Origin of the sequence: Paenibacillus hamazuiensis (genome assembly GCF_023276405.1) — a bacterium.
Taxonomy (GTDB): Bacteria; Bacillota; Bacilli; order Paenibacillales; family NBRC-103111; genus Paenibacillus_AF; species Paenibacillus_AF hamazuiensis.
In genome coordinates, this window is sequence record NZ_JALRMO010000001.1 from 6,230,200 (window position 1) to 6,254,750 (window position 24,551).

At 55.2% G+C, this 24,551-nt stretch carries 21 protein-coding genes; 2 read left to right on the top strand and 19 right to left on the bottom strand.

Features of this window, described 5'->3' with window-relative positions; genetic code table 11:
- Nucleotides 1-89: 89 nt before the first annotated feature.
- From MYS68_RS27050 to MYS68_RS27090, 9 genes are all read right to left on the bottom strand, one after another.
- On the bottom strand, nucleotides 90-902 hold the full coding sequence (locus MYS68_RS27050) for an IclR family transcriptional regulator (RefSeq protein ID WP_248928804.1): 813 nt from the start codon (nucleotides 900-902) through the stop codon (nucleotides 90-92).
- Between the two features lie 11 nt (nucleotides 903-913).
- A complete protein-coding gene (locus MYS68_RS27055) occupies nucleotides 914-1,849 on the bottom strand; it encodes a nucleoside hydrolase (RefSeq protein ID WP_248928805.1) in 936 nt (311 codons plus the stop codon).
- Between the two features lie 36 nt (nucleotides 1,850-1,885).
- Complete coding sequence (locus MYS68_RS27060; RefSeq protein ID WP_248928806.1) at nucleotides 1,886-2,683, bottom strand: nucleoside 2-deoxyribosyltransferase; 798 nt, start codon at nucleotides 2,681-2,683, stop codon at nucleotides 1,886-1,888.
- A 52-nt stretch (nucleotides 2,684-2,735) separates the two neighbouring features.
- The gene (locus MYS68_RS27065; protein ID WP_248928807.1) at nucleotides 2,736-3,581 is read right to left on the bottom strand and encodes a carbohydrate ABC transporter permease; all 846 of its coding nucleotides are present in this window, start codon (nucleotides 3,579-3,581) and stop codon (nucleotides 2,736-2,738) included.
- A gap of 26 nt (nucleotides 3,582-3,607) precedes the next feature.
- Entirely contained in the window at nucleotides 3,608-4,912 is a 1,305-nt protein-coding gene (locus MYS68_RS27070; protein WP_248928808.1) for an ABC transporter substrate-binding protein, read from the bottom strand.
- 20 nt (nucleotides 4,913-4,932) lie between these two features.
- Nucleotides 4,933-5,913, bottom strand: a complete 981-nt coding sequence (locus MYS68_RS27075) for a carbohydrate ABC transporter permease (RefSeq protein WP_248928809.1) — start codon at nucleotides 5,911-5,913, stop codon at nucleotides 4,933-4,935.
- Between the two features lie 31 nt (nucleotides 5,914-5,944).
- The gene (locus MYS68_RS27080) at nucleotides 5,945-7,291 is read right to left on the bottom strand and encodes an amidohydrolase family protein (protein ID WP_248928810.1); all 1,347 of its coding nucleotides are present in this window, start codon (nucleotides 7,289-7,291) and stop codon (nucleotides 5,945-5,947) included.
- A 292-nt stretch (nucleotides 7,292-7,583) separates the two neighbouring features.
- A complete protein-coding gene (locus MYS68_RS27085; protein ID WP_248928811.1) occupies nucleotides 7,584-7,922 on the bottom strand; it encodes a YrdB family protein in 339 nt (112 codons plus the stop codon).
- 66 nt (nucleotides 7,923-7,988) lie between these two features.
- Nucleotides 7,989-8,300 (bottom strand): hypothetical protein, encoded by a 312-nt coding sequence (locus tag MYS68_RS27090; RefSeq protein WP_248928812.1) that lies wholly within the window; start codon nucleotides 8,298-8,300, stop codon nucleotides 7,989-7,991.
- Nucleotides 8,301-8,411: 111 nt separating this feature from the next.
- Between MYS68_RS27090 and MYS68_RS27095 the strand changes: the two genes are divergently transcribed.
- Nucleotides 8,412-8,861, top strand: a complete 450-nt coding sequence (locus MYS68_RS27095) for a GNAT family N-acetyltransferase (RefSeq protein ID WP_248928813.1) — start codon at nucleotides 8,412-8,414, stop codon at nucleotides 8,859-8,861.
- Nucleotides 8,862-8,983: 122 nt separating this feature from the next.
- Here MYS68_RS27095 and MYS68_RS27100 read toward each other — a convergent pair whose 3' ends face one another.
- From MYS68_RS27100 to MYS68_RS27145, 10 genes are all read right to left on the bottom strand, one after another.
- Entirely contained in the window at nucleotides 8,984-9,346 is a 363-nt protein-coding gene (locus MYS68_RS27100; RefSeq protein WP_248928814.1) for a response regulator, read from the bottom strand.
- A 150-nt stretch (nucleotides 9,347-9,496) separates the two neighbouring features.
- Nucleotides 9,497-10,696: a lysophospholipid transporter LplT gene (gene lplT / locus MYS68_RS27105; RefSeq protein ID WP_248928815.1), complete on the bottom strand. Its 1,200-nt coding sequence runs from the start codon at nucleotides 10,694-10,696 to the stop codon at nucleotides 9,497-9,499.
- A complete protein-coding gene (locus MYS68_RS27110; protein WP_248928816.1) occupies nucleotides 10,693-12,816 on the bottom strand; it encodes an AMP-binding protein in 2,124 nt (707 codons plus the stop codon). The genes lplT and MYS68_RS27110 overlap by 4 nt, the downstream gene beginning before the upstream one ends.
- Before the next feature lie 211 nt (nucleotides 12,817-13,027).
- Nucleotides 13,028-13,855, bottom strand: coding sequence for a macro domain-containing protein (locus tag MYS68_RS27115; RefSeq protein ID WP_248928817.1), 828 nt, complete (start codon nucleotides 13,853-13,855; stop codon nucleotides 13,028-13,030).
- Nucleotides 13,856-13,950: 95 nt separating this feature from the next.
- The gene (locus MYS68_RS27120) at nucleotides 13,951-17,268 is read right to left on the bottom strand and encodes an AAA family ATPase (RefSeq protein WP_248928818.1); all 3,318 of its coding nucleotides are present in this window, start codon (nucleotides 17,266-17,268) and stop codon (nucleotides 13,951-13,953) included.
- Entirely contained in the window at nucleotides 17,249-18,946 is a 1,698-nt protein-coding gene (locus tag MYS68_RS27125; RefSeq protein WP_248928819.1) for a hypothetical protein, read from the bottom strand. The genes MYS68_RS27120 and MYS68_RS27125 overlap by 20 nt, the downstream gene beginning before the upstream one ends.
- Before the next feature lie 416 nt (nucleotides 18,947-19,362).
- Nucleotides 19,363-20,961: a hypothetical protein gene (locus tag MYS68_RS27130; protein ID WP_248928820.1), complete on the bottom strand. Its 1,599-nt coding sequence runs from the start codon at nucleotides 20,959-20,961 to the stop codon at nucleotides 19,363-19,365.
- A 303-nt stretch (nucleotides 20,962-21,264) separates the two neighbouring features.
- Complete coding sequence (locus MYS68_RS27135) at nucleotides 21,265-21,477, bottom strand: Uma2 family endonuclease (protein WP_248928821.1); 213 nt, start codon at nucleotides 21,475-21,477, stop codon at nucleotides 21,265-21,267.
- Between the two features lie 234 nt (nucleotides 21,478-21,711).
- Nucleotides 21,712-22,818, bottom strand: coding sequence for an immunoglobulin-like domain-containing protein (locus MYS68_RS27140; protein ID WP_248928822.1), 1,107 nt, complete (start codon nucleotides 22,816-22,818; stop codon nucleotides 21,712-21,714).
- A 100-nt stretch (nucleotides 22,819-22,918) separates the two neighbouring features.
- On the bottom strand, nucleotides 22,919-24,007 hold the full coding sequence (locus MYS68_RS27145) for a Gfo/Idh/MocA family protein (RefSeq protein WP_248928823.1): 1,089 nt from the start codon (nucleotides 24,005-24,007) through the stop codon (nucleotides 22,919-22,921).
- Between the two features lie 218 nt (nucleotides 24,008-24,225).
- Here MYS68_RS27145 and MYS68_RS27150 point away from each other — a divergent pair, with 218 nt between their 5' ends.
- Nucleotides 24,226-24,498, top strand: a complete 273-nt coding sequence (locus tag MYS68_RS27150; protein ID WP_248928824.1) for a YpbS family protein — start codon at nucleotides 24,226-24,228, stop codon at nucleotides 24,496-24,498.
- Nucleotides 24,499-24,551 lie beyond the last annotated feature (53 nt).

Sequence of the window (24,551 nt, forward strand, 5' to 3'; positions counted from 1 at the left end):
TAAGGTTGATTATACCAAAGAAAGCGCTTTATAGTTAGTGATAATTTTCACTTTTCGCCCAATTATTCGAAAATTGTCCGGATCGACGATTAGCGCAGCGGATAACCTGCGCCGCTATTCCACGTCTCGATCATCCGGATCTCGCAGCCGAGCTGGCGGGAGATCGCATGCGCCGCTTCCCGGCAATGCTCCCAGTACGTCCTCATCGCGTCCTTCATGCGGAACTCCGGACCGACGACGCTTAAGGAGGCGATCGTTTTTCCTTCATGATTGCAAATCGGAAATGCGACGCCGGCCGAGCCGATGTCCAGTTCGCCGTAAGTGATGCAGTAGCCTTGGCGGCGAATTTCTTCCAAATCCCGGCTGAGCCGGTCCGGTTCTACTGTCGTTTGCTCCGTGTAAGCGACCAGACTGTTTGCAATTACGGCGTCTATGCTCTCGGGCGGCAAATAAGCAAGCAGCAGCTTCGTCGGCGCCCCGGCATACAGCGGCACGCGTTTTCCGAGCTGGGAGGTGGACTTGATCGATTGGTTGCTCTCGATTTTTTCAATGCATACCCCGGAGAGAGAGTCTGCGATCGACAGCAGCACCGTTTCGTTCGTCTTGACGCCAAGCTCCTCCATAACCGGACGGGCGATCGCCCGCAGGTTCATCTGCCTGCCGACCAGCATGCCCAGCTCGAAGAGCTTCAGTCCGAGAGCGTATTTTTTTGTATGCGGGTTTTTGACCACATAACCGCGGCGTTCCAGCGTGGAAAGCATCCGGTGTACGACGCTTTTGTACAGTCCCAGCTGCTCTCCGAGCTCCGTAACGCCCCACTCCGGCTTCTCGTCCGTAAAGCATTCCAGCATCACGAGTATGCGGTCCACGGTTTCCAATTTTTCTGGCGCTTTTGGAATCATGAGCCGCCCCCTCAATCCATCAATGTATCAAGCAAGCCGAAGAAATCGTTCATAAACCGGCCTGCTTCCACCTGCACGCACACCTGCGAATTCGGCACGGCCGGCTCCTTGCGGTGAAGGTCCTCCGTCGTTCTCCCGAGCGCGTCCGGCTCCAGATCGACCTTGATAAACATCGGCACCGTTTGGACAAATCCGGGGTTTTTGGCGACGGCGACCGCGAGCGGATCGTGGAGCGCACAGCCTTTTAAATACGGATAATGCTCCTTATACGCCTGCAAATAAAACTCGGTGAAATCGGCAAAAAACGTTCCGATCTCCGTACCTTTCGCCCGCCAGCGCAGCATGTCGTCCCGGGTCAGCAGCGTTTTGCGGGTGACGTCGAGACCGACGAGCGTCAGCGGCAGGTTCGAGCGAAACACGTTATCCGCCGCTTCCGGGTCCATATAAATGTTGGCTTCGGCAAATTTGCTGACGTTGCCCGGAGCCATGAACGCGCCGCCCATACAGACCACCCTGCCGATTTTATCGATGATGGACGGATCCTTGGTAATCGCGAGCGCGAGATTGGTCAGCGGGCCCGTCGTCACAACGGCCAGCTCCGCCCCCAGTTCATGGGCCTGCGCAATGATGAAATCCGCCGCGTCGGGCGATGCCGCCGCAGGCTCCGCCACCGCTCCGAGCGTATGCCCGAGACCGTCGTTCCCATGAAACTTGCCGCTGTACACCCTCGTTCGGCCGAGCGGCCGGTCGGCGCCCCGGTATACGGGAACGTTGCTGCGCAGATGACGCAGCACCTCCTGCGTGTTGCGCCAGGCATTGGCCGCCGGGGTGTTGCCGTACGACACCGTCACGCCCAGCAGCTCGATTTCAGGCGAAGCGATCGCATAGGCGAGCGCAAGCGCGTCGTCGATGCCGGTATCGACATCCAGAATCATTTTTTGCGTCATAGCTGCTCCTTTTCGGATCATATTCTCGACTATTTATCATACCGTATTTACCGGCCCGTCTTCCAGCAGATCGGAGCGAACCCGCTTCAGACACTCTTCGAGCGAGCCGACAACGAGGTGCACCGGTATGGAAAGCATCAAATTGAGCGGCAGGCCGAAATTTTCCACCGCCATGCCGTCCTTGAAGGTTCCCGTCTGCGGATTGATGGCATGCGCCAATTTGTCATACATCGTCCTGCCGTCGGAGATGAATCCGTACAGCTTCTTGTTCAGAGCGTAGCCGAGACCGCATTCGAAGACGGTTCCGGAGTCGGGTTCATAGCCGCGGAACGGATTAAGATCGGCTATCAGGATATCTGCAACCCGGATCAGCCCCACATTGGCATAAAAAATCATTTTGGCCGTATCCGGTCCGCTCAGATTGTCCAGCGGCTCCTTGTCGAGCCGATACAGCCCCTCGAAGCCGTACGCCCGGCACAGCTCCCTGAGCTCCCGGCCATACTGAACCGCATCCGGTCTGAACACATGCACGCCGGCCAAATAAATTTTCGGGACGCCGGCCTCCCCGACACCGCTCCATTTGAGCGCCGTAGGATCAAAAGCATTCGTCAGTATTGCCCTCTGCGCCTCCTCTTTGGTCCGGTAGACGAAGGAAGCGATGATGGATGCCTCATCACCGTGCTCCCGGTGCACGGCCCTTACCTTCCCGTCATATGGCGCTCTGACAAAATGAGTGATCCCTTCGATTTGCATCGCCTTGCATCGGGCCACCACCCCGCCGATGACGATATACAGCTCGCCGTCCTCTTCCCTATACCTTTCTGCAGGCGCCATACGAAAACCTCCTTTCCGTTGCCGGGCCTTTTCGGTCCAGCCCATCTTCCGCTTATTTAAACGCCCCCTCCGTCAATCCCCGGACCATAAACTTCTGGAAAAACATGATCATAACCAGCACCGGCACCGCAGAGATGATCGAGGAAGGAAACAGCATTTCGTAAGCGATCCGCTCCTCCCCGATATATTCGGCGATGTGGATCGGCAGCGTTTTGGTCGCGGAATTGGTCAGCACGGAGGACATGAAAAATTCGTTCCACGCTCCGATGAATACGAAAATCCCCGTGGCCACAAGCCCGGTGGCGGACAGCGGCAGAACGAGCCGGAACATGCTGGCTAGCCGCGTACAGCCGTCCATTCTCCCCGCTTCCTCGATTTCCTTCGGAAACGACTTCAGAAACGCGCAAAACATCCAGATCACATACGGCAGAGAGAACGTGATATAAGCGAGAATCAGCCCCTGGTACGTGTACAGCAATCCGAAGCGCCGCATGAGCACAAACAGTGGTATGAGCAAAATCATTTGCGGCAGCATTTGCGTGCCCAGCACCGACAAGTACAGCCCGCGGCCGCCCCGGAAGCGGAACCACGCGAAGACGTAGGCCCCGAAGACGCCGATCGCAAGGCAAATCAGTGTGGTAAACCCAGCCACAAGCACGCTGCTGAGCAGCGCCTGATGGAACTTCACGTCCTGCAGCACCGCTGCGAAATATTCCAGCGTCGGCTGCCTGGGAACAACCGTCGGCGGAACGAGGAACAATTCCTTCGGGTATTTGAAGCTTGAAATGAGAAGCCAGAAGACCGGGAATACGATATAGATCATCAGCGCCACAGAGAGCAGCCGCAGCGCGATTTGCCTCAAAAGCCGCAACCATGGTGCGCCCCCCTTGGATACCATACCATCAGCTCCTTTCCCGCCGGCTATCATTTTCCAATGATGCGCAGCACGTTTTCTTCCGCCGCTTTCAGCGCCTGCTCCGGAGTTTCCTTGCCGCTGACGGCCGCCGTCACGTGCTTGGATACCTCGTCGGCGATGGCGGACGCTTTTTCATGCTTGAACATCTCGTACGGGTACTGCATCTGCTCCGGTATCGCCTTCATGAACGGATATTTCTCGGTCACCTGCGGGTCGGCCACGGCGGACGGATCTACCGGAATGTTGCGTGCGCCCATCGCCATCTTTACCTGTTGATCTTTACCTGTCACAAACTTGATGAATTCAAAGGCGGCCTCCTTGTTTTTCGAGCTGGCCGGGATGGCAAGTCCACCCGTTTCCGCGTAAGAAGCGGTTTTGAGCGCCGCCCCCGGGATGACAGACACTTCCGCTTGTCCGACGATAGTGGACAACTTCGGATCGTTTGCCATGTTGTAGGTGCCCGGCGAGCTCATCACCATCGCCACTTTTCCCTGCGCGAACGGCTCGGACAATGCGGACGTGCTCGTATATTGGAGAGAGCCGGGGCTTGCGATTTTAAATTTCAGATTCATGTCGGCCATAAGCTGCAGCGCGGCTATCCCTTCGGGGGAGTTAAAACTCGGCACTCCCTTATCGTAGTTCCAAAACTCGCCGCCTTGAGCGCGCAGATGGACGATAAACGGCGTGTAAGAGAATTTCTCGCCCCAGGCCTCGGCATACGGATATACGCCGGGCTGGTTGATTTTTTGCGCGATCCGGATCAATTCCTCCCACGTTTTCGGAGGGGATGCGATGCCGGCCGCTTCGAATATTTTCTTGTTGTAATAAAATTGCCACGGCCATGTATACCGCGGGACGCCGTAAATCTTGCCGCTGTAGGTCAGCGCCTTGAACGCTCTCTCCGGCAGCCGGCTTTTCATGTCGGAGGTCAGCAGCTCATCCAGCGGCGTCAAAAAGCCTTTCGGAGCAAATTCGGCGACCCAATCGTCGCGAACGTGCACGATGTCGTAATCGCTGGAGCCCCCGGCAAAAGCGGTGACCATCGTATCGTGCAGCTTCGTGAACGGCAGCGACTCATACTCCACCTGGATGCCGGTCGCTTTCGTAAACTCCTTGGCCTGGTCGGTCCAGAACGGCGGGTCGTTGATATACATCACCTTGATTTTTTTCGTCGCCGTTCTACCGCTATCCTCCGCCGCCGGAGCCGCGCCTTGTCCGGAGCCCGCGGCGCCTTGACTGCAGGCCGCAAGCAGGAAAAGTACGATGCAAACCGGCAGCAGCCAGGCAAACCTTCTCTTTGTCTCTCTCACCATACACCACTCCATCCTTTGGATTAATGTTCATCAAGAGCTTTCATATAGACAACGGTCAATATGACCGTGATCAGCGTAATGATGTAGCTGATAGCCGCCGCATAACCGAATTCGAAATGGCGGAAAGCCTGTTCGTAGGCATACGTATTGAGAATCATCGTGCTGTCCTGGGGCCCGCCTTCCGTCAGGATCCAGATGATATCGAACACGCGCAGCGTCCACATCGTTTCGATGATCAGGGTGATCATCAGGACGGGCTTGATCAGCGGAAAGATGATATGGGAGAAGGTGACGAACGCGCCGGCACCGTCCATTTTGGCCGATTCGTGCAGGTCTTTGGGAATGGACTGCATCGCGGCAAGCAGCATCAGCGCCACGTAAGGGGTGCTTTTCCAAATATCCGCGAACAGCACCGCCCCCATCGCCGACTGTGGCTCAATCAGCCACATCCTGTACTTCTCCAGCCAGCCCGCACGGGTAAGCAGCTCATTCACGATGCCGTTGTCGCCGCTGTACATCCATTTCCACATGAGCGAGTTGACGACATTGGACAGCGCCCACGGAATGAGAAACAGCCGCTTGAAAAAGCCCGCTCCCCACACGCCCAAATAGACGATCAGTGCGATGCCGAAGGCCAGCAGCAGCGTCAAAACCACTTTAAGGAACGTAAAGGAAACGGTGTTGGACACGATTTTCCCCACGCGCGGATCCTTCAGCATGCCAAGATAATTGTCCAAACCGACAAAGCTGTAATGGATGGCCCCGCCGGCAAATTCCATCTTGGTGAACGAAAGAAAGAGCGAATAACCGATCGGGAACACGACGGTGCAAAGCAGCAGCAGTAAAGTGGGAGCCAGATACAAATATGCGGTGGTGAGCTCCGAGCGGTTGTCCAGCCACCGGGAAAACCGGCCGAACGGTCTCGTCAGTCCGCGAAGCAGCGGCTTGCCGGAGCTTCCGGGCATCGCGGGCAAAACACGGGGTCTTTCCGCCTCTTCCATAATTCCACCTCCGATCTTTTTCATTGCCGATTTATAGATTGGCCTTCCGGGCAATAGATCCGATTCTCCGCTTGCTCTCAAACAAGATGCGCTCCTCGTCGAGCGTCAGCACCTCGCGGTTTTTCATGACAAGCCGGCCGTCGACGATGGAGTCCTGTACGTCCCCCCCTGTAGCGGCTTCCACCAGCGTCGGAACAAGACGATGGGATGGACTGAGATGAGGCTGATCGATATTCAGCGTAATCAAATCCGCCTTCATCCCGACTTCGATTGCTCCGGTCTCGCCCTCCAGCTGCAGCGCCGCCGCGCCGCCGGCGGTCGCCATGCGCATCAGTTCCTTCGCCGGAATGACTACGGGATCGAACGTGGGAATCCCCCAGAACGCGTGCAGCCCGGACTTAAACACCCGCATCTCGTCGAACAGGCTGAGACTGGAACCGGCCGCCCCGTCGCTGCCCATCCCGATGGACATGCCGTTCTGCATCATTCGGGGCGTCTTCGGAAAGCCGTGGCTGCCAAAATTGCTGCGCGGATTATGTACGACTTTGACTCCCCGTTCCGTCATCAAATCGATCTCCGCTTCCGACAACACCACGCAGTGCGCGGCCAGCAGATTGGGCCCAAGCGCCCCGAACTCGTCGAGCACCTCGGCCGGCCGCTTGTTATAATGCTGCAGACAATAACTGACTTCATCGCGGTGCTCGGCTAAATGTACGTGCAGGCCGGTTTTGTACTCCCTTGCCAGATCGGCCATGAGCCGCATCAGCTCGGGAGTGCTTGTCATCACTTGGCGGAGAGCGAACCAGATGCGGATTCTTCCGTCGCCGGCGCCATTATGCTGCTTGTACAGCGCCTCGATGCGCTCCGCCGCCTTCTGCGCGGACGATGCTTTCATCGAGTCCGGAATGAAATGCCCGATGTCCATCGTCGAGCAGGTGATCGCCGCCCGCAATCCGGACTCCGCCGTCGCCTCGGCGACTTTGTGCATATGCACTCCGCCCGATTCCGCGAAAGCGGTCGTGCCCGACTTGATCATCTCCAGGCAGCTCAGCTGTCCGCTCAAATACGCGTCTTCTTCGTCCAAGCTACCTTCGAACGGGACGAGGATGCGCGCCCATACCATCGGGTATTCTCCGGCCGTACGGCCGCGCAAAAACTGCTGGCACGTATGGGTATGCGCATCGATCATCCCCGGCATCAGCAGCTTTCCCCTTCCGTCAAGCACCTCGGCGGGCTCATAGTCGTGCTCGAAGCTTCCAGCCGGACCGATTGCTGCAATTCGGGTATCCTTAATCACAACCGACTGCCGGTCAACAATTTCAAACTCGGAATTCATTAAAGAACAGTCGCGAATCAAAAGATCAGCGGAAACGGGCAACGGGATCAACCATCCTTTCTTGTCAGCTGCATCAATTTTGTTCTTATTTACGGAACTATGTTCCGTAAATAGAGTAAAAAAAATAAACCCTAGCCATTTTTCTTTTATAAGGTTAACTTTATGTTATATATAATAACATCAAAATGAATATTAGCCAATAGAAATTTGAATTTTGCGAAAAATCGAAATTTTAATGTAAGTATTTATTACATATAAATTACATATAACTACATTAAAAAAGATGGCTTCTGACGAAGTCAGAAACCATCTGCGGGACAAAACATCTTTTGTCTCATTGATTCCAAATGTACATAAGCAGGCGATTGATCGCCAAAACGACGCCGAAAGCGATAGCCCAGCCCGGTTTTCGGGACGCGTACAGCGCCAGTGCGGCCGCTCCGAACAGAAGCAGCTCCAGCAGTCCGTGCAGCAAAATAGGCAGCGTGACGGCGGAATCCGGCGCACCGAAAATGGCCCAAACCGCCGCCGCCAGCAGCGGAAGACCGATGCCGAGCCCAAGCTTGCCCAGGATTCCTTCTCCTGCGCGGAACCCCCAATAACCGATCGCCGCCAGCGTACACAGCTCCAAAATAAAACGTAAAGCGAGATTCGCGGTTTGTAGGATTGTCATAGCCTGGATCTCCCTGGGTAAAATAAATGTATCCGTTTGATTCAAGACCGGGCGCGGCCCAGAGGTTCAGTCGCCTCCCCCGCCGCCGTCGCCTCCTCCGGAATCGCCGCCGCTGCCCCCGTCATGGGAGCCGTGGGAATCGCCGGAATGCGAATGTCCGTGATGATGGCCCGAATGATGCCCGTGATGATGCTGCCCGAACTGCACATTCCTTTGGACATCATCGTCGCCGGCTAAGGTTGCGCCGGTGCCGGCATCTCCGGAATCGTATTTGCCGCCCCTTTGTCCGGACCTGCGGGATGGTCGCTTTGCCGCCCGGATTAGCTGGGTCACCGCGATCATCACAATTACAATAATAAATACAACTAGCGGATCCACGATGCTCACCCTCCTGATTTTGCTAAAAAGGAATTCATGCCGCCGGGTCGAATACTACCTGTCTGGTCGTATCTCCTTCAAGGAGAGGCCGCAAAGGAGGGCAGCCTTAAGATGATTCCCAAAATGGTGAAAACCGATGAAGAACTGCAGCAATGCCTCCGTATTCGCCAAAAAGTATTCGTGGAGGAGCAGGGCGTCGACCCCGCTATCGAAATCGACGAACTCGACGCATCGCCCGCCGCCTGCCGCCACTTGCTGCTAGCGGACGAGACCGGCCCCATAGCCACCGGCCGCATGCGCCCTTACGACGCATCCGCCATGAAGCTGCAGCGCATCGCCGTGCTCCCGGAACACCGGGGGACCGGGGCCGGACGCGCGATTGTGCTCGCCATGGAGGAACAGGCGCGGAAGCTTGGTTTTTCCCATACCGTTCTGGATGCGCAGGTGCAGGCGGAGCCTTTTTACCGCAAGCTCGGATACGAGACCGTTTCTTCCGAGACGTTCCTTGACGCGGGAATCCCCCATGTCCGGATGAAAAAACAGATTCTTTTTTCATTCTAATGAACTGAGCGCCGGGAAGCAAACGGAGCCTTCATAAGAATGGACAAAAAAAGCTGTGTCCGCATATGAGCGGCACAGCTTTCGGCGTTTTTCTGGCTCTCCCGTTATCCTGCGCCGAACTTCTAGAGTCCGAGCACCTTGTTGATCGACTCGATCACCCGGTCCTTTTGAAACGGCTTGACGACAAAATCCTTTGCTCCGGAGCTGATCGCCTCTACTACCATCGCTTTCTGCCCCATGGCGGAGCACATGATGATTTTCGCGCCCGGGTCGTTTTTCCGGATCTCTTTCACAGCGCCGACGCCATCAAGCTCGGGCATCGTGATGTCCATCGTCACCAAATCCGGCTTCGCCGACGCATACATTTGAACGGCCTCCAGACCGTTGCTCGCTTCCGCGACCACCTCGTGCCCTTCCTCAGTCAGCATCGTCTTTAACATCGCCCGCATAAAAGCGGCATCGTCCACTACCATAATTCTTGCCATATCGGTCCTCCTCGGATAAACAAACGCTTGCTGCTCGATTACTTGTATTATCCGGTAAAAATATTAGAAAAGTATTAGGTTTATCTCCATTGTCTGTTAGATTTCTTAATTTTGGCAATTTTATGAACGAGGAGTGCCTGATGCGCAGCATTAAGCCGCGCCGGTAAACCGCTTCTTTTGCATGAGCAGGAAGATGACGAAAAGCGCAAGCACGAAACCAACCCCTAATATCGAGTAGTTGATCTCGACTTTCATGCCGCTGACCTGCGTGTAGAGACCGACGCCGATCAGCATAAGTGCGTTTTCCACGAAGTTTTGCACCGCTATCGTTTTGCCGGCTCCGACCATATGATGCCCTTCGTCCTGCAGCACGGCGTTCATCGGGACGATGAACACGCCGCCGGCAAAACCGACGGCAAGCAGCAGTGCGACCGCCATGTATACGTTCGAAATGAGCGGAAAGAGCGCGATGATGCCGACCATCAGCAGGCCGTACAGGCAGGCGTTGTAAAATTTCCGCACCGGCACGAGCGCGGGAGTGGCGAGAGCGCCGGCCATGATGCCGACACCGGTGACCGCAACAAGCATCGAGATTTGATCGAGCGAATCGATGCCGAGGTACAGCGGAATCCAGGCGATCACGGCAAGCCGCAGCACGGCGGACGACATCCAGAACGAACCGGTGCCGACAAGCGAGAAGCACGTTTTCGGCGACCGGAACAGCTTTGCCATATCTCCGAAAAAGCGGAGCGCGTCCTTGCCGTAGCGGATGTCCGGATTGCCGGCCTTCCGCGGTATCAGGAACGTGAGGCCGAGAGAAACGGCGTACAGCGCGAGGCAGGCGGCAAGCGCGAGCACCAGCGACGATTTGGCCAGAAATCCGCCGCAGACGGAGCCGGCCAATATCGCCAAAATCGTATAACCTTCGATTTTCGCGTTCGCCTTCAGCAGCGCGTCCTCGTTTCCGGCAAGCTCCGGCAAAATCCCGTATTTGGCCGGAGAATAGACGGCCGCGCCAATGCCTACCACCGCGTAGCTGAGCGCCGGATCGACGCCGGCCAGCAGCAGCAGGATGCCGAGCCCTTTGACCGCATTGCCGGTCAGCAGAACGCCCGACTTGGCGTTTTTGTCGGCAAATGCACCGACGAACGGAGCCAGCACCACGTAAGCAAACAAGAAGGCGCCCTGCACGACGCCGATATAAAAATCGGGATACGACTGCTGCTTGATGATGGCGAGTGTAATGAACAAAATCATGTTGTCCGCAAAGGCGGATAAAAATTGCGTAAACATCAGCGCGCGCAGCGAGCGGATATCTGTTGTTCCCGGGTTTGCGTTCATACGGTTCATACGACATGAGCCCCTTCGTCGGTTAATGATTGTGCAAGCTTTTTCAAAGCGACATAGTCGACCTTGCCGCTGCCGAGCAGCGGCATCCGTTCCACATACTGCAGCCGTGCCGGCACCAGCAGCGGAGGGTGGCCGGCAGCCTTCAAATATTCCTTAAGCTGGGACAGCTGGTATTTCGGGTTTGCATGGAACAGCACAATCTGCTCACCTTTGCGCAGATCGGGCACGTTGACCGCGGCGACGCCGGCATCCCCGAAGCAGAGCGCACTCACTTCTTCGACGAGGTTCAGCGACACCATCTCCCCGCCGATTTTGGCAAAACGCTTCAGCCGCGATTTGATCGTGACATACCCTTCCTCATCCACCTCGACCACATCGCCGCAGTCGTACCACTCCGGACGCGGCACGAAGCCTTCGCCATGGATCAGGTACCCTTTCATCAGGTTCGGTCCCTTCACCAGCAAATTGCCCCCCTCGATCCCCGACACAGGCTCCACCTTGTATTCGATGCCCGGGAGGAATTTGCCGACAGAGCCTTTGCGCATCGCGAGCGGCGTGTTCAGCGAAAGCACCGGTGCCGCTTCGGTTGTGCCATAGCCTTCGAAAATGCGGATGCCGAACTTGTCGGCCCACAGCTGCCGCACCTCGTCCTTCAGCTTCTCCGCTCCGGCTACGACAAAACGCAGCGAGTAAAAATCGTACGGATGCGCGACCTTGCCGTAAGCCGCCAAAAATGTCGAAGTGCCGAATAAGATTGTCGCATTTTTGTCGTACACGAGCTCGGGAATGACCTTGTAGTGCAGCGGGCTCGGATACAGAAACACCTTCATGCCGGTCAGGAGCGGCAGCAGCGTGCCTGCGGTAAGGCCGAAGCTGTGGAACATCGGCATCGCGTTCATGACGATATCTTTCTGCGTAAAATCGATCACGCAGCGCGCCTGCTGGATGTTGGCGAATACGTTGTCGTGGCTTAAAACGACGCCCTTCGGTTTGTTTTCGCTGCCGGAGGTGAACAGCACGATTTCGTTGTTCCGCACCGGCGCGCGCTTGCCGAACGCGTAATCGATCAGCCCGGCGAGCTTGTGTCCGGCCTTGACGGAGGCCCGGACGTCCTCGAGGTAAACGATCGCGTATTCATGCTGCAGGCTTTCTACGATCGGCTGCAGGTTCGCCTTCTCCACGAAAAGACGCGACGTCAAAATCGTCCGCACGCCGGCGGTTTCACACGCGTCGGTGATCGCCTGCTTGCCGGCGGAGAAGTTCAGGATCGCCGGCGCGATGCCGAGCTTGAACAGCGCCAGCAGCGCCGCGACGTGGCCGATCGAGTTCGGCAGCAGCACGGCGGCTCTTTGCTGTCCGGCCAGATCGGCGGCGAGCCGATGGCTCAGCACGCCGGATGCGATCAGCAGCTTGCGGTAGTTCACCTTCTGCGTGATGTCCTCGCAGACCGGGAACGCCGCCCCGCTGCGCTTCGCCGACTCCAGCACCTCGTTGTACAGGTTGATGTCCGTTTTATGACGGCTTCGGAACAGCTGCTCCTGCAATCTGCGCTGGATGAGCAGCGCCGCTTTTTCCTTCTGCACGCGCAGCGTTTGCTCCTTGTTCATCGGAATGGAGAAGGCGCCGCCGATATGAACCGATACTTGCGGGAACCATACCTGCCTGATCTTGCCCCGCAGATACGACAGCTTCGAACGCTCCAGTCCACCAATCGCGATCGGATAAAGGGCCGCTCCCGTCTTGAGTGCGATGTAGCCGATGCCGCTGTATATTTTCATCAGCCCGCCGGTCGTGGTGATGCGTCCTTCCGGGAACAGCAGCAGCGGCGTGCCCTGCTGCACGACCTTCACCATTTGCCGCACCGAATACGGGTTAAGCGGATTCACGGTAATGTGTCGGCGCAGCCGGATCAGCGGCTTGAAGCGCTTCGCGATTTCCGTGTTGACGACGAACGTCACTTCGTCCGGCAAGTAAAGCGCCAGAACAAACGCGTCGAGCAGCGATACGTGATTCGGCATAAGCACCGCCGGCCCGGACAGGTCGAGCCGCTCCAGGCCGAACATCTTCGGGCGAAACGCGATTTTGACAAACCACCTGAGCAGAATCATGAGCAGCTTCATAGCTGAAAACCTCCATCGGCGCTTGCGCCGTTAAGTTCGAATTAGTACTTGATCCTAATCCCATTATATGGCGGCTCACGCAGAGGGGATAGTACTAAATTCACGTAGTACTTTAAAACAAAGTCCCCAGCTACCCACAAAAATTTGCTTTACAATTTCCCGGCAACAAAAAAGACTGCACGAGGCAGCCTCAGAAAAGATGTTTTCCTTGTTATCCCGAACTAAATTTAGTAAGGTACTGCAAGTATTGATCCATTTCTTCCAAATTATATTTATGTTCCATATAGGCTCTAGGGTAAATAACCACGGTGAGTTTCTCGGTAAACTTCCGGCGGCTGACGCTTTGTATGAACGATTGAAGGATTTCCGAAATCAGCGAGAAACGAGGCTGCGTGAGCCGGTGACGGCCGCTTCCCATCACAGGGATAATCAAAGGTTCCGTCTCCCCGCGGTTGCCGATGTACTGCCAAAGCGCGGATAATGCCTCGTTCAAATGGGCCGGGTCGGAAACCGCCTTGCCGTATTCGTTTAAATCCGCAGTGGCCAGCAAATAAGCCGTTCTGAACCCGCCTGTAGAAAATCGAAGCCGGGCCACCGTACCGATCGGGTACTTTTTCCACTGCCTGCCGCCTACGGTCACCGGTTCATATGCTTCCTGCCGAAGCGCCTCCTCCAATGCCGAATCAAAATGCGCCGGACCGGAAAAATACTTATCGCGAAATTGGGCCAGGATCGTTCCGCTTTCGAGATGATCGTGGCGAAAAAAACAATTGACCGGGATGATGAACGAGCCGTTTTTCAACTGAAACATATCGTTCACGGTGACTTCAATTTGAATCTCTTTCCCGTTAAGCGGGGCCGACTTCGTGAGCCGGGGGCGGCAAAGCCAGACGGCAGCGGCTACGCCCATTATCAGCACGGCCCAAACGGGAGGTTTCCAAGGCTGTCCGTTCATCGTGAAAAAATACCCGGAAAATTCGATAAATGTCCAGATGATGGAGAAAGCCGAAAGCCAATAGGTCAAAAAACGTTTCGGCAAAAACGCAAATTTCCAAGAATGTAACGATAAAAAAGCACGCCACCGTGTGATCAATTTCGCTTCCCCCCGAACAATAAATTCCAAATGAAAGCCGATTACTGCAAGCGGTATGCCTCCAGCGCACGCTCCTGCGAAGGGATAAAGCTTTGTACATGGATTTGGACCGGACCGTCCGGACTGCGTTGAAGATGAAACGTACGGAAATGTTCCTGTAAAAAACTGAACTTCCGCCTGAATAATGTGGCAACCTGCGGATTGGCGGTCGTAAAAAACAATTGCGTTCCGTGAGTGATCGTCAGCTGCCTTAAAAAGTCGAGCAGGCCGAGCACGTTTAATTCGTCCATATTGGCCACCGGTTCGTCCAACAACAAAAATTTCGGCGCGGAATCCATCACCAGGTGCATCACGAAAAACAAAGCTAAAATAACGGACGTTCGCTGCCCTGTGCTCATCTCGTGAATGCCGCACAGCGCCGGGCTCCCCTTTCGTTTTGCCGCTATTTTGTTATCGTCCGTCCAACTTAAATACTCAAACTCGTTGGGCGCATGCAAAGCGACAAACAGGCTGCTGATCGCTTCAAAATTGCTTTTGACAAAATCATCGCCGTACTCCGACAGGTTTTTCAGGCCGCTTAATGCTTCCGCCGCCTGGCAGCTGCGCTGCCAGCGGGCAAAGGCCGTTTGACGCTGCGCATTTAATTCGGCGGCCTCGCGCTCCTTTTGCTCCAGAAGGAGACGGGGAGCCAATATGTCGCGTAAACGCTCCGCTTCCAGCTGAAGCTTTTGAAAGCTTGCAAACCAATCTTGCCAGGAATACCGCTCCAACAGACGAACGTTATGCTCCCTCAGCCGATGCCATGTCCGCTCGGCTTCCTCCAGACTTTTCTCCTTGGATGCAAGCTCCTGCCGCTGCCGCTCAAGCCCTGCGAGCCTGCTTCGCAGATCCCTGAAGTAGTCGTATTCGCCGCGGGCCCGCTCCGTCTCTTCATCCAGCCGCTGGGCAGCCTGCTCCAATTGTTTAAGCAGCTCGGAGCCGGTTAAACCAGAATCCGTTTTCGCTGTAATATCGGCCAAAGCCGGGGAGGCCAGCAGCGCCTCCACTCTATGTATGGCCGCCAAGGTAAATCCGCGCTTATCCCAAGCTTCCGCCCGCATTTGCAGCTCGGCCAGCTCCCGTTCGATACGCTGCAGCCGCTCCGCCATATTTCTTAACACCGATTGAACGTCAGAGCCGCCGGATTTTTCCGATAACGATTGTATTTCCTCCATATCTCCCCGGGTCAGCAGCTTGGATAACGCTTCGTTTAATTTTGTCAGCGCCTCATGCTCCAGACGCGCCTGCGTGAGCTCCTCCTGCCTCGCTTGAAGCCTGCTCTTACACTTCTCCTCCTCCGCCAAAAGGGTTGTCAAAAATTCATCGTCCGCTTTTAACCCGGTGTTTACCGCTTTGAGCAGGTGCTCGGAGCTTTCGTGGGAATGGCCGCACATAGGGCAGCGCGACTCGCCGGGCTGCTCATGCAAAAAACGGCGCCCGTAAGATTTGATTTCGGAAGCCAGCTTTTGCAGCAGTGTAGAGCGATTTTTCTGAGCTTTAACGCGTTGAACCGCTTCGTCGTGCTGGCGGGCGGCCTCTTGGGCCAATTCGGCTGCCGCAGCGAGCTTAACCTCCGCTTCCCCCACATTCGCCATCGTTATTCGGACATCGGTCAAGCTGCCGTAAGGCAGCGTAAAATCCATCAAGGAGGCACGGTATTGATTCAACTGCTGAAGTTGGCTTGCTATTCGTTTTCTTTCTTCCCGGGAAGCAGACTGGTCCAGCAATTCCGCGGCGCCGGCGAGCTGCTCCGAAACATGACGCAGCCTGTCCCGCGATGTTTTAAGCTCCTCGAAGCGGTTCCATGCCAAGGTATCCGGCTCTGCGGTCCCGCTATCCGGCCGCAAAGCAGTCTGAATATCGCTTATGGACTTCATCAACGCTTCCTGCGCCGCCTGAACCGATCTCAGTTCCTCCTTCAGCTGCTTCAAATTGTTGATGCCGGCCAGACGAGCGTCGGAGGATAACGGGCGTCTGATAATGTCAATTTCATGAAGGAGCGGCTGCAGCCGCTGAAGCCACTGCTCCATCTCCTCAAGCGTTGCGTTCTCCGAAAGATGCGGGTAGGCCAAATAACAATGCGTCATCCATTTTTTCAATTGGCTTAAGGAATCTTCCGCGCGTCCTTTGATGAGGTCGCTCTCATGAAGCCCTTGACGCTGAACTTCGGCAAGCCTGGAATCGAGCTTGTCCAGCTCCTCTTTATAACGGTTGGAGGACATTTTGAATTCTTGCAAATATCGCGTCCAGCATTGCTCCGTCCGCTCCAATTCTTCGCCGTAAATGACACGGGCAAATGCGGTCCGGTAATCGATTCGCGAATCGGGATTATAGCAAAATTGGTATACAGCTTCCGAGGAGAAGTAGTTATATTGATGAAACGCGCGGTTCAACTGGCTTCGCGCCATCGGAGCCACTTTATGTTTATAATAGGCGATTTCCCGCCTCTTTTTTTCCTGGGAGGACGGAATTCCTTGAAAAGGCGCTTGTCCGCTATGAAACGCAAGCCATCCGTTCCAATCCTCAATGATTTGCCGGTCTGTCAACGCATTGCGCTGCACGCTTCCGGTAAAAGCCAGCTCAATGCATTCCAGCACCGACGTTTTCCCCATGCCGTTAGGGCCTGTCAGCAAATTAACCCGGGCAAACTCCAGCGTCGGCGCCTGGGCCAGAAAATGCGGGCGAAAACGGTTCCCGAATTGCAGGCTTTGAATAGGCCCCATCGGCCTTTCCTGAATCTCATCTTCCGTTTCCCGGCCGAAACCGGAACGGGGTGCCGCGGGAGGCGGAGATGCGTCGATATATGCCTGCAAGGCCGTCTTGCTAAAGTTGTCCAGGCAAAATTCCAAACTGAGCGGGGCCAGCGCCTGCCGCCATTCTTCCAGCGGGTCGGAAGCGATTTGCCCGTGCATGTCCGGAACTTTCGCCGCAGGCAACCGTTTCACGATATCCCGGATGGACATGACCAGCTTTTTGCCGTATCGTTTGCCCCGCTCCACTCGCGCCATCCGTTCCGAAGGGATTTGCATAAAGTGGCTTTCCTCCAGCACGAAGCAAATGTACAAGTTCCATCCCCAGTCTCCCTTGAGCCTGAAGTAGAACGGCGCGATAATCTCTTCTTCAAATTGTTGGAATGTTTCGCTGCTCTCGGATAACTCCATAAAACTTTCAAAGCCAAGAGGTATCAGCAAATACTTTCCCAAGACCATGCTTTCCCACCGGTGTGTCGTTTCGTACAATTCAAACCGGTCGTTCATCCGATGCTTGCGAATGAGCGAAAGACCGCACCGGCGGATCAACTCACTCCAATCCGTTGTCAATACCCGCACCCCCGTTCGTAAATTCAGATATCGGATCTACCCGATCCGGTGCAGTAAATTCGTCATAATGATAAGGGAAATGAACGATCTCCCCCGCCGCGTTTTTGGAAAAGACGCATATTTTATCTTTCAGCCACAGCTCCGAGTAGGGGATTTTTTTGAAGATGCCTTCGGCGACCGGCTTCATCTCCCTCTCCCGTTCGACATATACGGCAAGCGCGCCCGCTTCTTCGTTGCCGGATGCGGGGATAAGGTTGAACACGGAATTTGCGGAAACATGGAAACGGAACGGCCCCTTCAGCTTTTTGAGCTGGGACGGCAGTCTCCCCCCAAGCTTCAGACATCGGATCAGCTGAACGATTCGGTCCGCCTGGCGTTCCCGCTGCGGCTCGCATTCCTCGTCGATGTGGGTACCGACCCTCGAGCTTTTCTCGGCTTCGCCAAGCGATAGCTCCCCTTCTTCCAAATGGCCGAGACAAAGGCCGAAAAATTTATCCCGTTCTCTTTCGTATGCACCCTCCGGAATCGCAAATTCCTCGGCCGCTTCCGCGCATAACTCCCGCGGCAAATCGCTCTGAAAAAAAACGTGCCCCTCGCTCCACCCGTTATCAGCCGCGTCGGGAACATACACCTTGTGAGCTTCCACTTGCCCTCTGCGTTCGGTAATTTCGGGGCCGCCGCTGTAAGGCTTGGTTACGACCAATTGCTGCAAATGCTCTTGTTTGACCGCGAACCAAACCTTCAATTTTTTCTCGGTATCGTAGGCAAGATCAAGTCCGTATTTCAGATTGTTGCGACGTACGGGCCTAAGCCTTTCGAGCCAATTCTGCTCCCCGTCCAGGCTTATGAAACGGCGGTAAATGCAGGACCACGGATTTCGAACCGTATGCGCCTCGTCCTGCCCGAGCTGAATTTGCGTCCCCGCAGCCCAGTTGGCCGTGATATAAAGAACGCTCCTTCCCCAAGTGCCGTCGAAAATATGATTTCGCAAGGCGGCAATATCCTTATTTCGGGGAGCCGGATTAAGCTGCGGATGCAAAACGATATATTTTTTCTCCTCGTGATGGGGAAATAATATCGCGGCGTCCTTAATATCCCGATGAAAAGCATCCGCGCATATAATCGAGACCAGTTGATTGGGCGAATGATTTCCGAACACGATGATATGCCTGCCTCGAGTCAGTCCGTCGCCTTCGCATACAAACATCGGCTCCCGCATAGGCTGAACCTTAAGCTGCGGGACCAGGCACAGCTTGTCCTCCGCAGCCGATCTGAATACGTAAAGAATAAAACCGGCAAAGTTGCCGGGGTATACCGTTTCCAAATGCTTGTCTCCGACAAACGCTTTATCTTTCCATTGATGTATATGAGTCAGGAAAGATTCCCATGCCATCCCTTCGCACCCTAAACACCATAAAGCGTTTCCGGGAGGCTGCAGTTCGGCATGCCTCATCATCTCATCGATTAATTCGATGGGTATGGCGTATTCGGGCGTCACAAAAAGATGAGCGCCGCCCGAACGGGCGATGCGCAGCGCTTCCCGGCATTTGTCCATGTGGGATTGTGAGGTGTGGCGGACTCCCGATTCCGGGCCCGCCGCCAGTAGGTCGCGGCATTGCAGACGAAGCAGCCGAAACGTAGGCTCGTCCGTTTCGAGGCAGCGAAATTTCGGGATCATCTCCTGCCCTCTCCGAGTATCAAAACAATGTTCAACCGGAATGAGTGTTATCGGCAACAGCTTTCACTCCCATCAATTCCACAATTTCCCTATAACTAAAAATATCATCATATTTCAATGAAATAAATAGAAAAGTACTTAATTCTATTATTCTCCCTACTCCTTTATTTCAACCTCAGAAAATACTATTGCCCTTCGCTCAAAACAAAAAAACTCCCCTCCTGCGAACTTTCGTTCATGGAAGGGAGCTTCGTCTGAAGTGAATCTCAATCTGCTTAAAATTCCTTTACGGTGAGTGCGAGTTTCTTCGTCTTGTCGTCATCTCCGTTCATGAACGAAGCGGACCGCCTCACCGTTTTATCGCCGGCGTCGTTCGACGAGTGAAGACCGAGTCATGATCAAGCCCGATTATGCCGTCATTTCCGCTCCTGCAAATCGTCCTCGGCTGCAACGAAAATCCACTGTCCGTCCGGACTTCCGCCGAGGATAACCGCGTTGGCGCTCGGAAGTGTCGCGATGCTTCGGGATTGCCGCACATCGGCATCATAAATGGAGATCGTCGTCTCGCCAAAACCGCTCTGCCCGGAGGGGCCCGCCGCCTCTTCGAATACAAAACGATGCGTGCCTTCCAGCCAATAAGCCGGGGATGGCCCGGCATACTCCGGGACCGGTTCGTCGCCCCGGTACAAACCTCCGTTGTGGTAGAACCGGTATTCTCCGTCGCCGGAAGGGAGAAACCCGGTCCATACATGATCGCGGATCGGCGGCGTCCATTCGGATACCTCCGCATTTTCCCAAGCATACCGGTAGTTGATATCTCCGTACGGATCCTGACGGATCATGATTGTATACACGTACTTACCGTCATCCAAAAACGAAACCGGCAGCTTGGCGCTGCTTACTTGGCTTTCGGGCACTCTCCCGCGAAGTGCTTTGGCGTACGACCGGATCTGCCCGGTTTCCAGCTCGTACACGATAAGATCCAGGTCCTCCTCCTGATGTTCTTCCCCCGCGGCTAAATAGATATATTTGCGGTCGCGGCTGAACCCGGCTCCGTGAATAAACGCGTCTACGTGAATGGAAAACGCCGTATCGCTTGCCGGCACCTCCAGCCCCTCCTCGGGTCGGGCGTAGTAAAATCCCCGGGTATCGGCGACAAAATCGCCCGGTCCGCGGTAGCTCGTTTGCAGCTCGACCGGGTAAGATTCGAGCCGGTTAGTCTCCGTATCGTAAACGGCATGAAGAAACGGATAAGAAGCATCGCATTGACAGTATTTCGTGAACCGTCTGGCCAGCATAAACCGCGGATCTCCGGATAACGCCTGAAAATAATAAGGCTCTTCAAATGAGCTGATCGGCTCGATCCGGTCGCCGGTGACGGAAATCCGCCACAGCTGGTTCGGCTTAGTTGCGATAGCCCGGAAAACCGGGGTATCGCGAAGCATATGACCCGCCGCAGTCGCTGCTCCGTTCGCATCCAGTTTGTACTGCGGTCCCGGATACTTCTTCGGAGCGGCTGCATCCAATCGTACGGTGACGCGAAGCTCCCGGTCGCTGCGCCAATCGTAATCAAGCTTGATCCAGGCGGCGGTAGAATCTCCGTCGGACAACTGCCCCGAAATCGCCTCTTCCACCGACTTCCGGTTCATCGCTTCGCGAAAATTGACGGTGTACGCTTGCGGAGAATCCGCAACCAATGTCCTGATGGGAGAGTGCAGGCGAGGCTCTTTTTCAAGTTCAATCAACAGAGCATTGTCGGGGTCTTCGACATATTGCACGGACGGTGCGATGACAGGCCCGGGCGCGGCGGAAACAGGAGTGACGGCAGGAATTTTTGTCGCGGTCCCGGTTACCGCGGGAGGCGATTCATCGATCTTCACGTCGCCGGATGAGGAGGTGGAGCCGATCGGCAGCCCTGGCATATCCGGAGATTTGCCGGCGTTTACCTCCTGATAACATCCGGATAAAATGACGGCAGCCAGAACTGGAGCGACAGCTCTTTTTACAACTTTCATATAACCCACCCGCCTCACGTTTTTTCCAATATTTAGACGCAGCCGGTGAGCGTTATGTTTCAATCATTGACGTTTACTTAATAACTCAATGTTATTTTGTATGATTTTTCGAATATAAAAGTTGGGGACTGACGCAAAAAGAAAATTTATATCTGATTTTTCATACATATTGCTCGATTTTACCGTCCTAGGGTGTAGATGTATATGATTTTTCAAGTATATTGGTCTGTTTTACGATCCTGGTGCAGCTTCTATTCGATTTTTCATATAGATTCCACACCTCAAAAGATCAGCTTTCAAAAGTTAACATGCCTTACCTTCGGCTACTAACACGTAACAACTCTTGTTTTGAAAGAACGTCGGCAGGGCGAAATGAAGCTCTCCTACAATGAATTGGTGCTGTGAATTGGGGGCAGGCGACATATTATATGCTCTACCGTTTATTAATTCCCAAGAACCTTTCCATGTTAACCAATCTTGATAGGAATGATATTTCTTCTCATCCGGATTTGACATGTGGTCCGGCCTCCTTACGTTCGGCGTGCTTTTCTTAAATTCTATCATATGATCCGACTTTTGCTGAAACTTACTCTTTATCCATTGTTTTAGTTCTTACATTAATCCTCTCCATTTCTTTTCGCCTCAACCGTAACTCAGTAAAAGAACCAAAGCATCACGAGCAGTTTTCGTTCCCGCACAAAAAAAGGCCGCCGGGAAAGTCCCGGACAGCCCACGCATTCCAAACGACCATTACCATTCTTTCACGGTTAACACGAATGTTTTCGTGTCGCTGACGCCTTCGTTCACGATCACCGCGGTCAGCATGACCGCCTTGTCGCCTGTGCCGTCCGCCGGACGAACGACCGCGCCTTCCGTAGAAATCACAGCCGGCTGGCTGGATACCCATACGATCGCGGAGCCGTTTGCACCGGTTTTCGGCAGCGTCACAGGTCCGGTCACGCTTACCGCCGAGTCGGTGGCGGTGTAGCCGATCGCCAGCGCCTCCTTATCGGCGGCGACCTTTTGCGCTGCCGTCAGCTGCTGCTTGACGACCAGCGTAAACGCCTTCGTGTCGACCGTACCGTTGTAGGCGATATAAGCCGTCAGCGTCACGGTTGCGTCGCCGCTGCCTGCGGCCGGGCGGACGACCGTTTTGCCGTCAGCCGAGATGACCGCCGGGCTGCTTGACGCCCACGTGATCGCGGAGCCATAAGCGCCTTGCGTCGGCAGCGTATCCAGCGGCTGTGTGACGCTGCCCGCCGCATCCGCACCGCCGAAGTCGATCGCCAGCGCTTCCTTATCGAGGGCAACTCGCTGCGCGTCCGTCCATAACGCTTTGACGGTCAGCTCGAACGTTTTCGTGGCGGAAACGTTGCCATATGTGATCGTCGCCGTCAGCGTCACGGTTGCGTCGCTGCTGCCTGCGGCCGGGCGGACGACCGTTTTGCCGTCAGCCGAGATGACCGCCGGGTTGCTTGACGCCCACGTGATCGTGGAGCCGTTGGCGCCGACGGACGGCAGCGCATCCAGCGGCTGCGTGACACTGCCCGCCGTATCCGCACCGCCGAAGTCGATCGCCAGAGCAGCTTTATCGCGGGCAACGATATAGGCGGCTGTATGCTCCTGGCCGTCGCCATCCTCCTCATCGCCGTTGTGATTCTTCTTCCGTTCGATATTGGCTTCGATTGCGGCTCGGGCTCTTTCGTTTTTCACATGCTCGAGCGCATTTTCGAGTCCGGTTTTCTTCTCCCCGTCCTGCTTCCACGGGTGCTTATCGTTTTGCGCAAAGGCGGCGCCCGGAACGGCGGCCGTTAATAGCATTGCTGCGGCAATAGCGGAAATCGCTGCTTTTTTCACTTGAACATCCCTCTTTCCTGAACGGATATGGTATTGCTACATCCATTCGTTGAAAGAAGAAACGCTGAGGGGGCCACCCCGCAAAATTGGTTCGTTTTTCCTATACCTCGGGGATGTGAATGTCGACCTCGCGCCGAGCGGCGGCCGATCTCAGCATGCCGTCGATGATCGCCTGGTTGATCAATATTTGCTCGCCAGGAATCGGCGCCGGCCGTCCTTCCTGCACCGCCTCGACGAAGTCGCGCACCTTGTCGTAAAAGCGGTCGTTTTTCGGCTCGACGACCGTAATCGGGCTTTCCGTATGATGGCCGGCGATATCGTGGAACAGCGTCACCGTGCCGATGCCGCCGTCCCAAACGCCGCCCCAAGGGCTGTTTGTCGCCGGAGGCGTCACCTTCAGCCCGGCATCCGTGCCGAGGAACAGCGTCGGCCCGAGCGAATCCATATGCATCGCCCAGGAGATTTTGAAATTAAGCACGAGATCCCCTTCAAAACGCACCATCGCCATTCCGAAATCCTCTACGTTAAAGCGGTCCGCTTCTTTATGATACTTCGGATTCGTGCCGAAATAGTTCGAGCTGTAAGCCGATACGGTCAGCGGCTTCGGATATCCGATCGAGTTCAAAGCCATGTCGAGCGAATAGCAGCCGATATCGGCCAGCGCGCCCGATCCCGCCAGCTCTTGGCGGATGAACGTGCCTCCCGGCATGCCGCGGCGGCGTCCTCCGCCGGTCTGGATATAGTACACCTTGCCGAGAATACCCGACTGCACCAGCTCGCGGATCGCCCTCATGTTCGGATCGTAACGCGGCTGAAAGCCGATCGTCAGCATGTTGCCGGTGCGTTTTGCCGTCTGCACCATTTCGATCGCTTCCTCCAGCGTTACCGACATCGGCTTCTCGAGCAGCACCTGCTTGCCCGCTTCGAGCGCATCGATCGTCGTCCGGTAATGCGCCACGTTCGGCGTGCAGATGCTGACGCCGTCGAGGTCCAGCTCAAGCAAGCGGCGGTGGTCCTCGAAGGCCGACGCACCCGCCAGCTCCTGCTTCGCAATGAATTCGGCCGCCTTGCCGGGCACAATATCCGCGACGGCGACGATGTCAACGTCGTCCATCTTTTTGTATTGGCGCACATGCGCCCCGGCTATGCCTCCGCTGCCGATAATGCCGATTTTCAACCTTTTGCCCATATCCGAATACCCCTTTCCCCAGCCAGAAAATTCGTTTCTACGGAAAAGTGTACCCCTGCCCGCGCAACACGGACAATTGCAATATTGTGAAGGCGATGTGCGAAATTGCGACATACCGCAATCCGCAGCGTTACCGCCCGAGGCGCGGAATATTGTTATGCATTTTAAACTATTGTATGATTATGAAGGAAAATAGACCGACAGGAGACATTGATTCTATGGACGTACGCGAAGCCATTACCGCCCATGCCCGTAAAATGCACCGACATCTCGAGGAATTTGTCCGGCTTGACGAGGAGCGCGAGCTCGCCATCGACGAAGCCGTTTCTCTCTGCAGGGCAGGCAAGCCGTTTTCCGTGGACGAGATCAACCGGGTGACCGCCCTCATCAACGAACACGCGAAACACGGTAAATCGCCCACGCGCCCATACGTCGACCCTTCGATGGTCGAGGCATACGTAAGCCGGCTGAATAATAACGAATCGCATTAACTTGCTTCCGAATCTGCCTCAGGCGTCCGAATCCGCGTAGGAGGGGTTCCGTT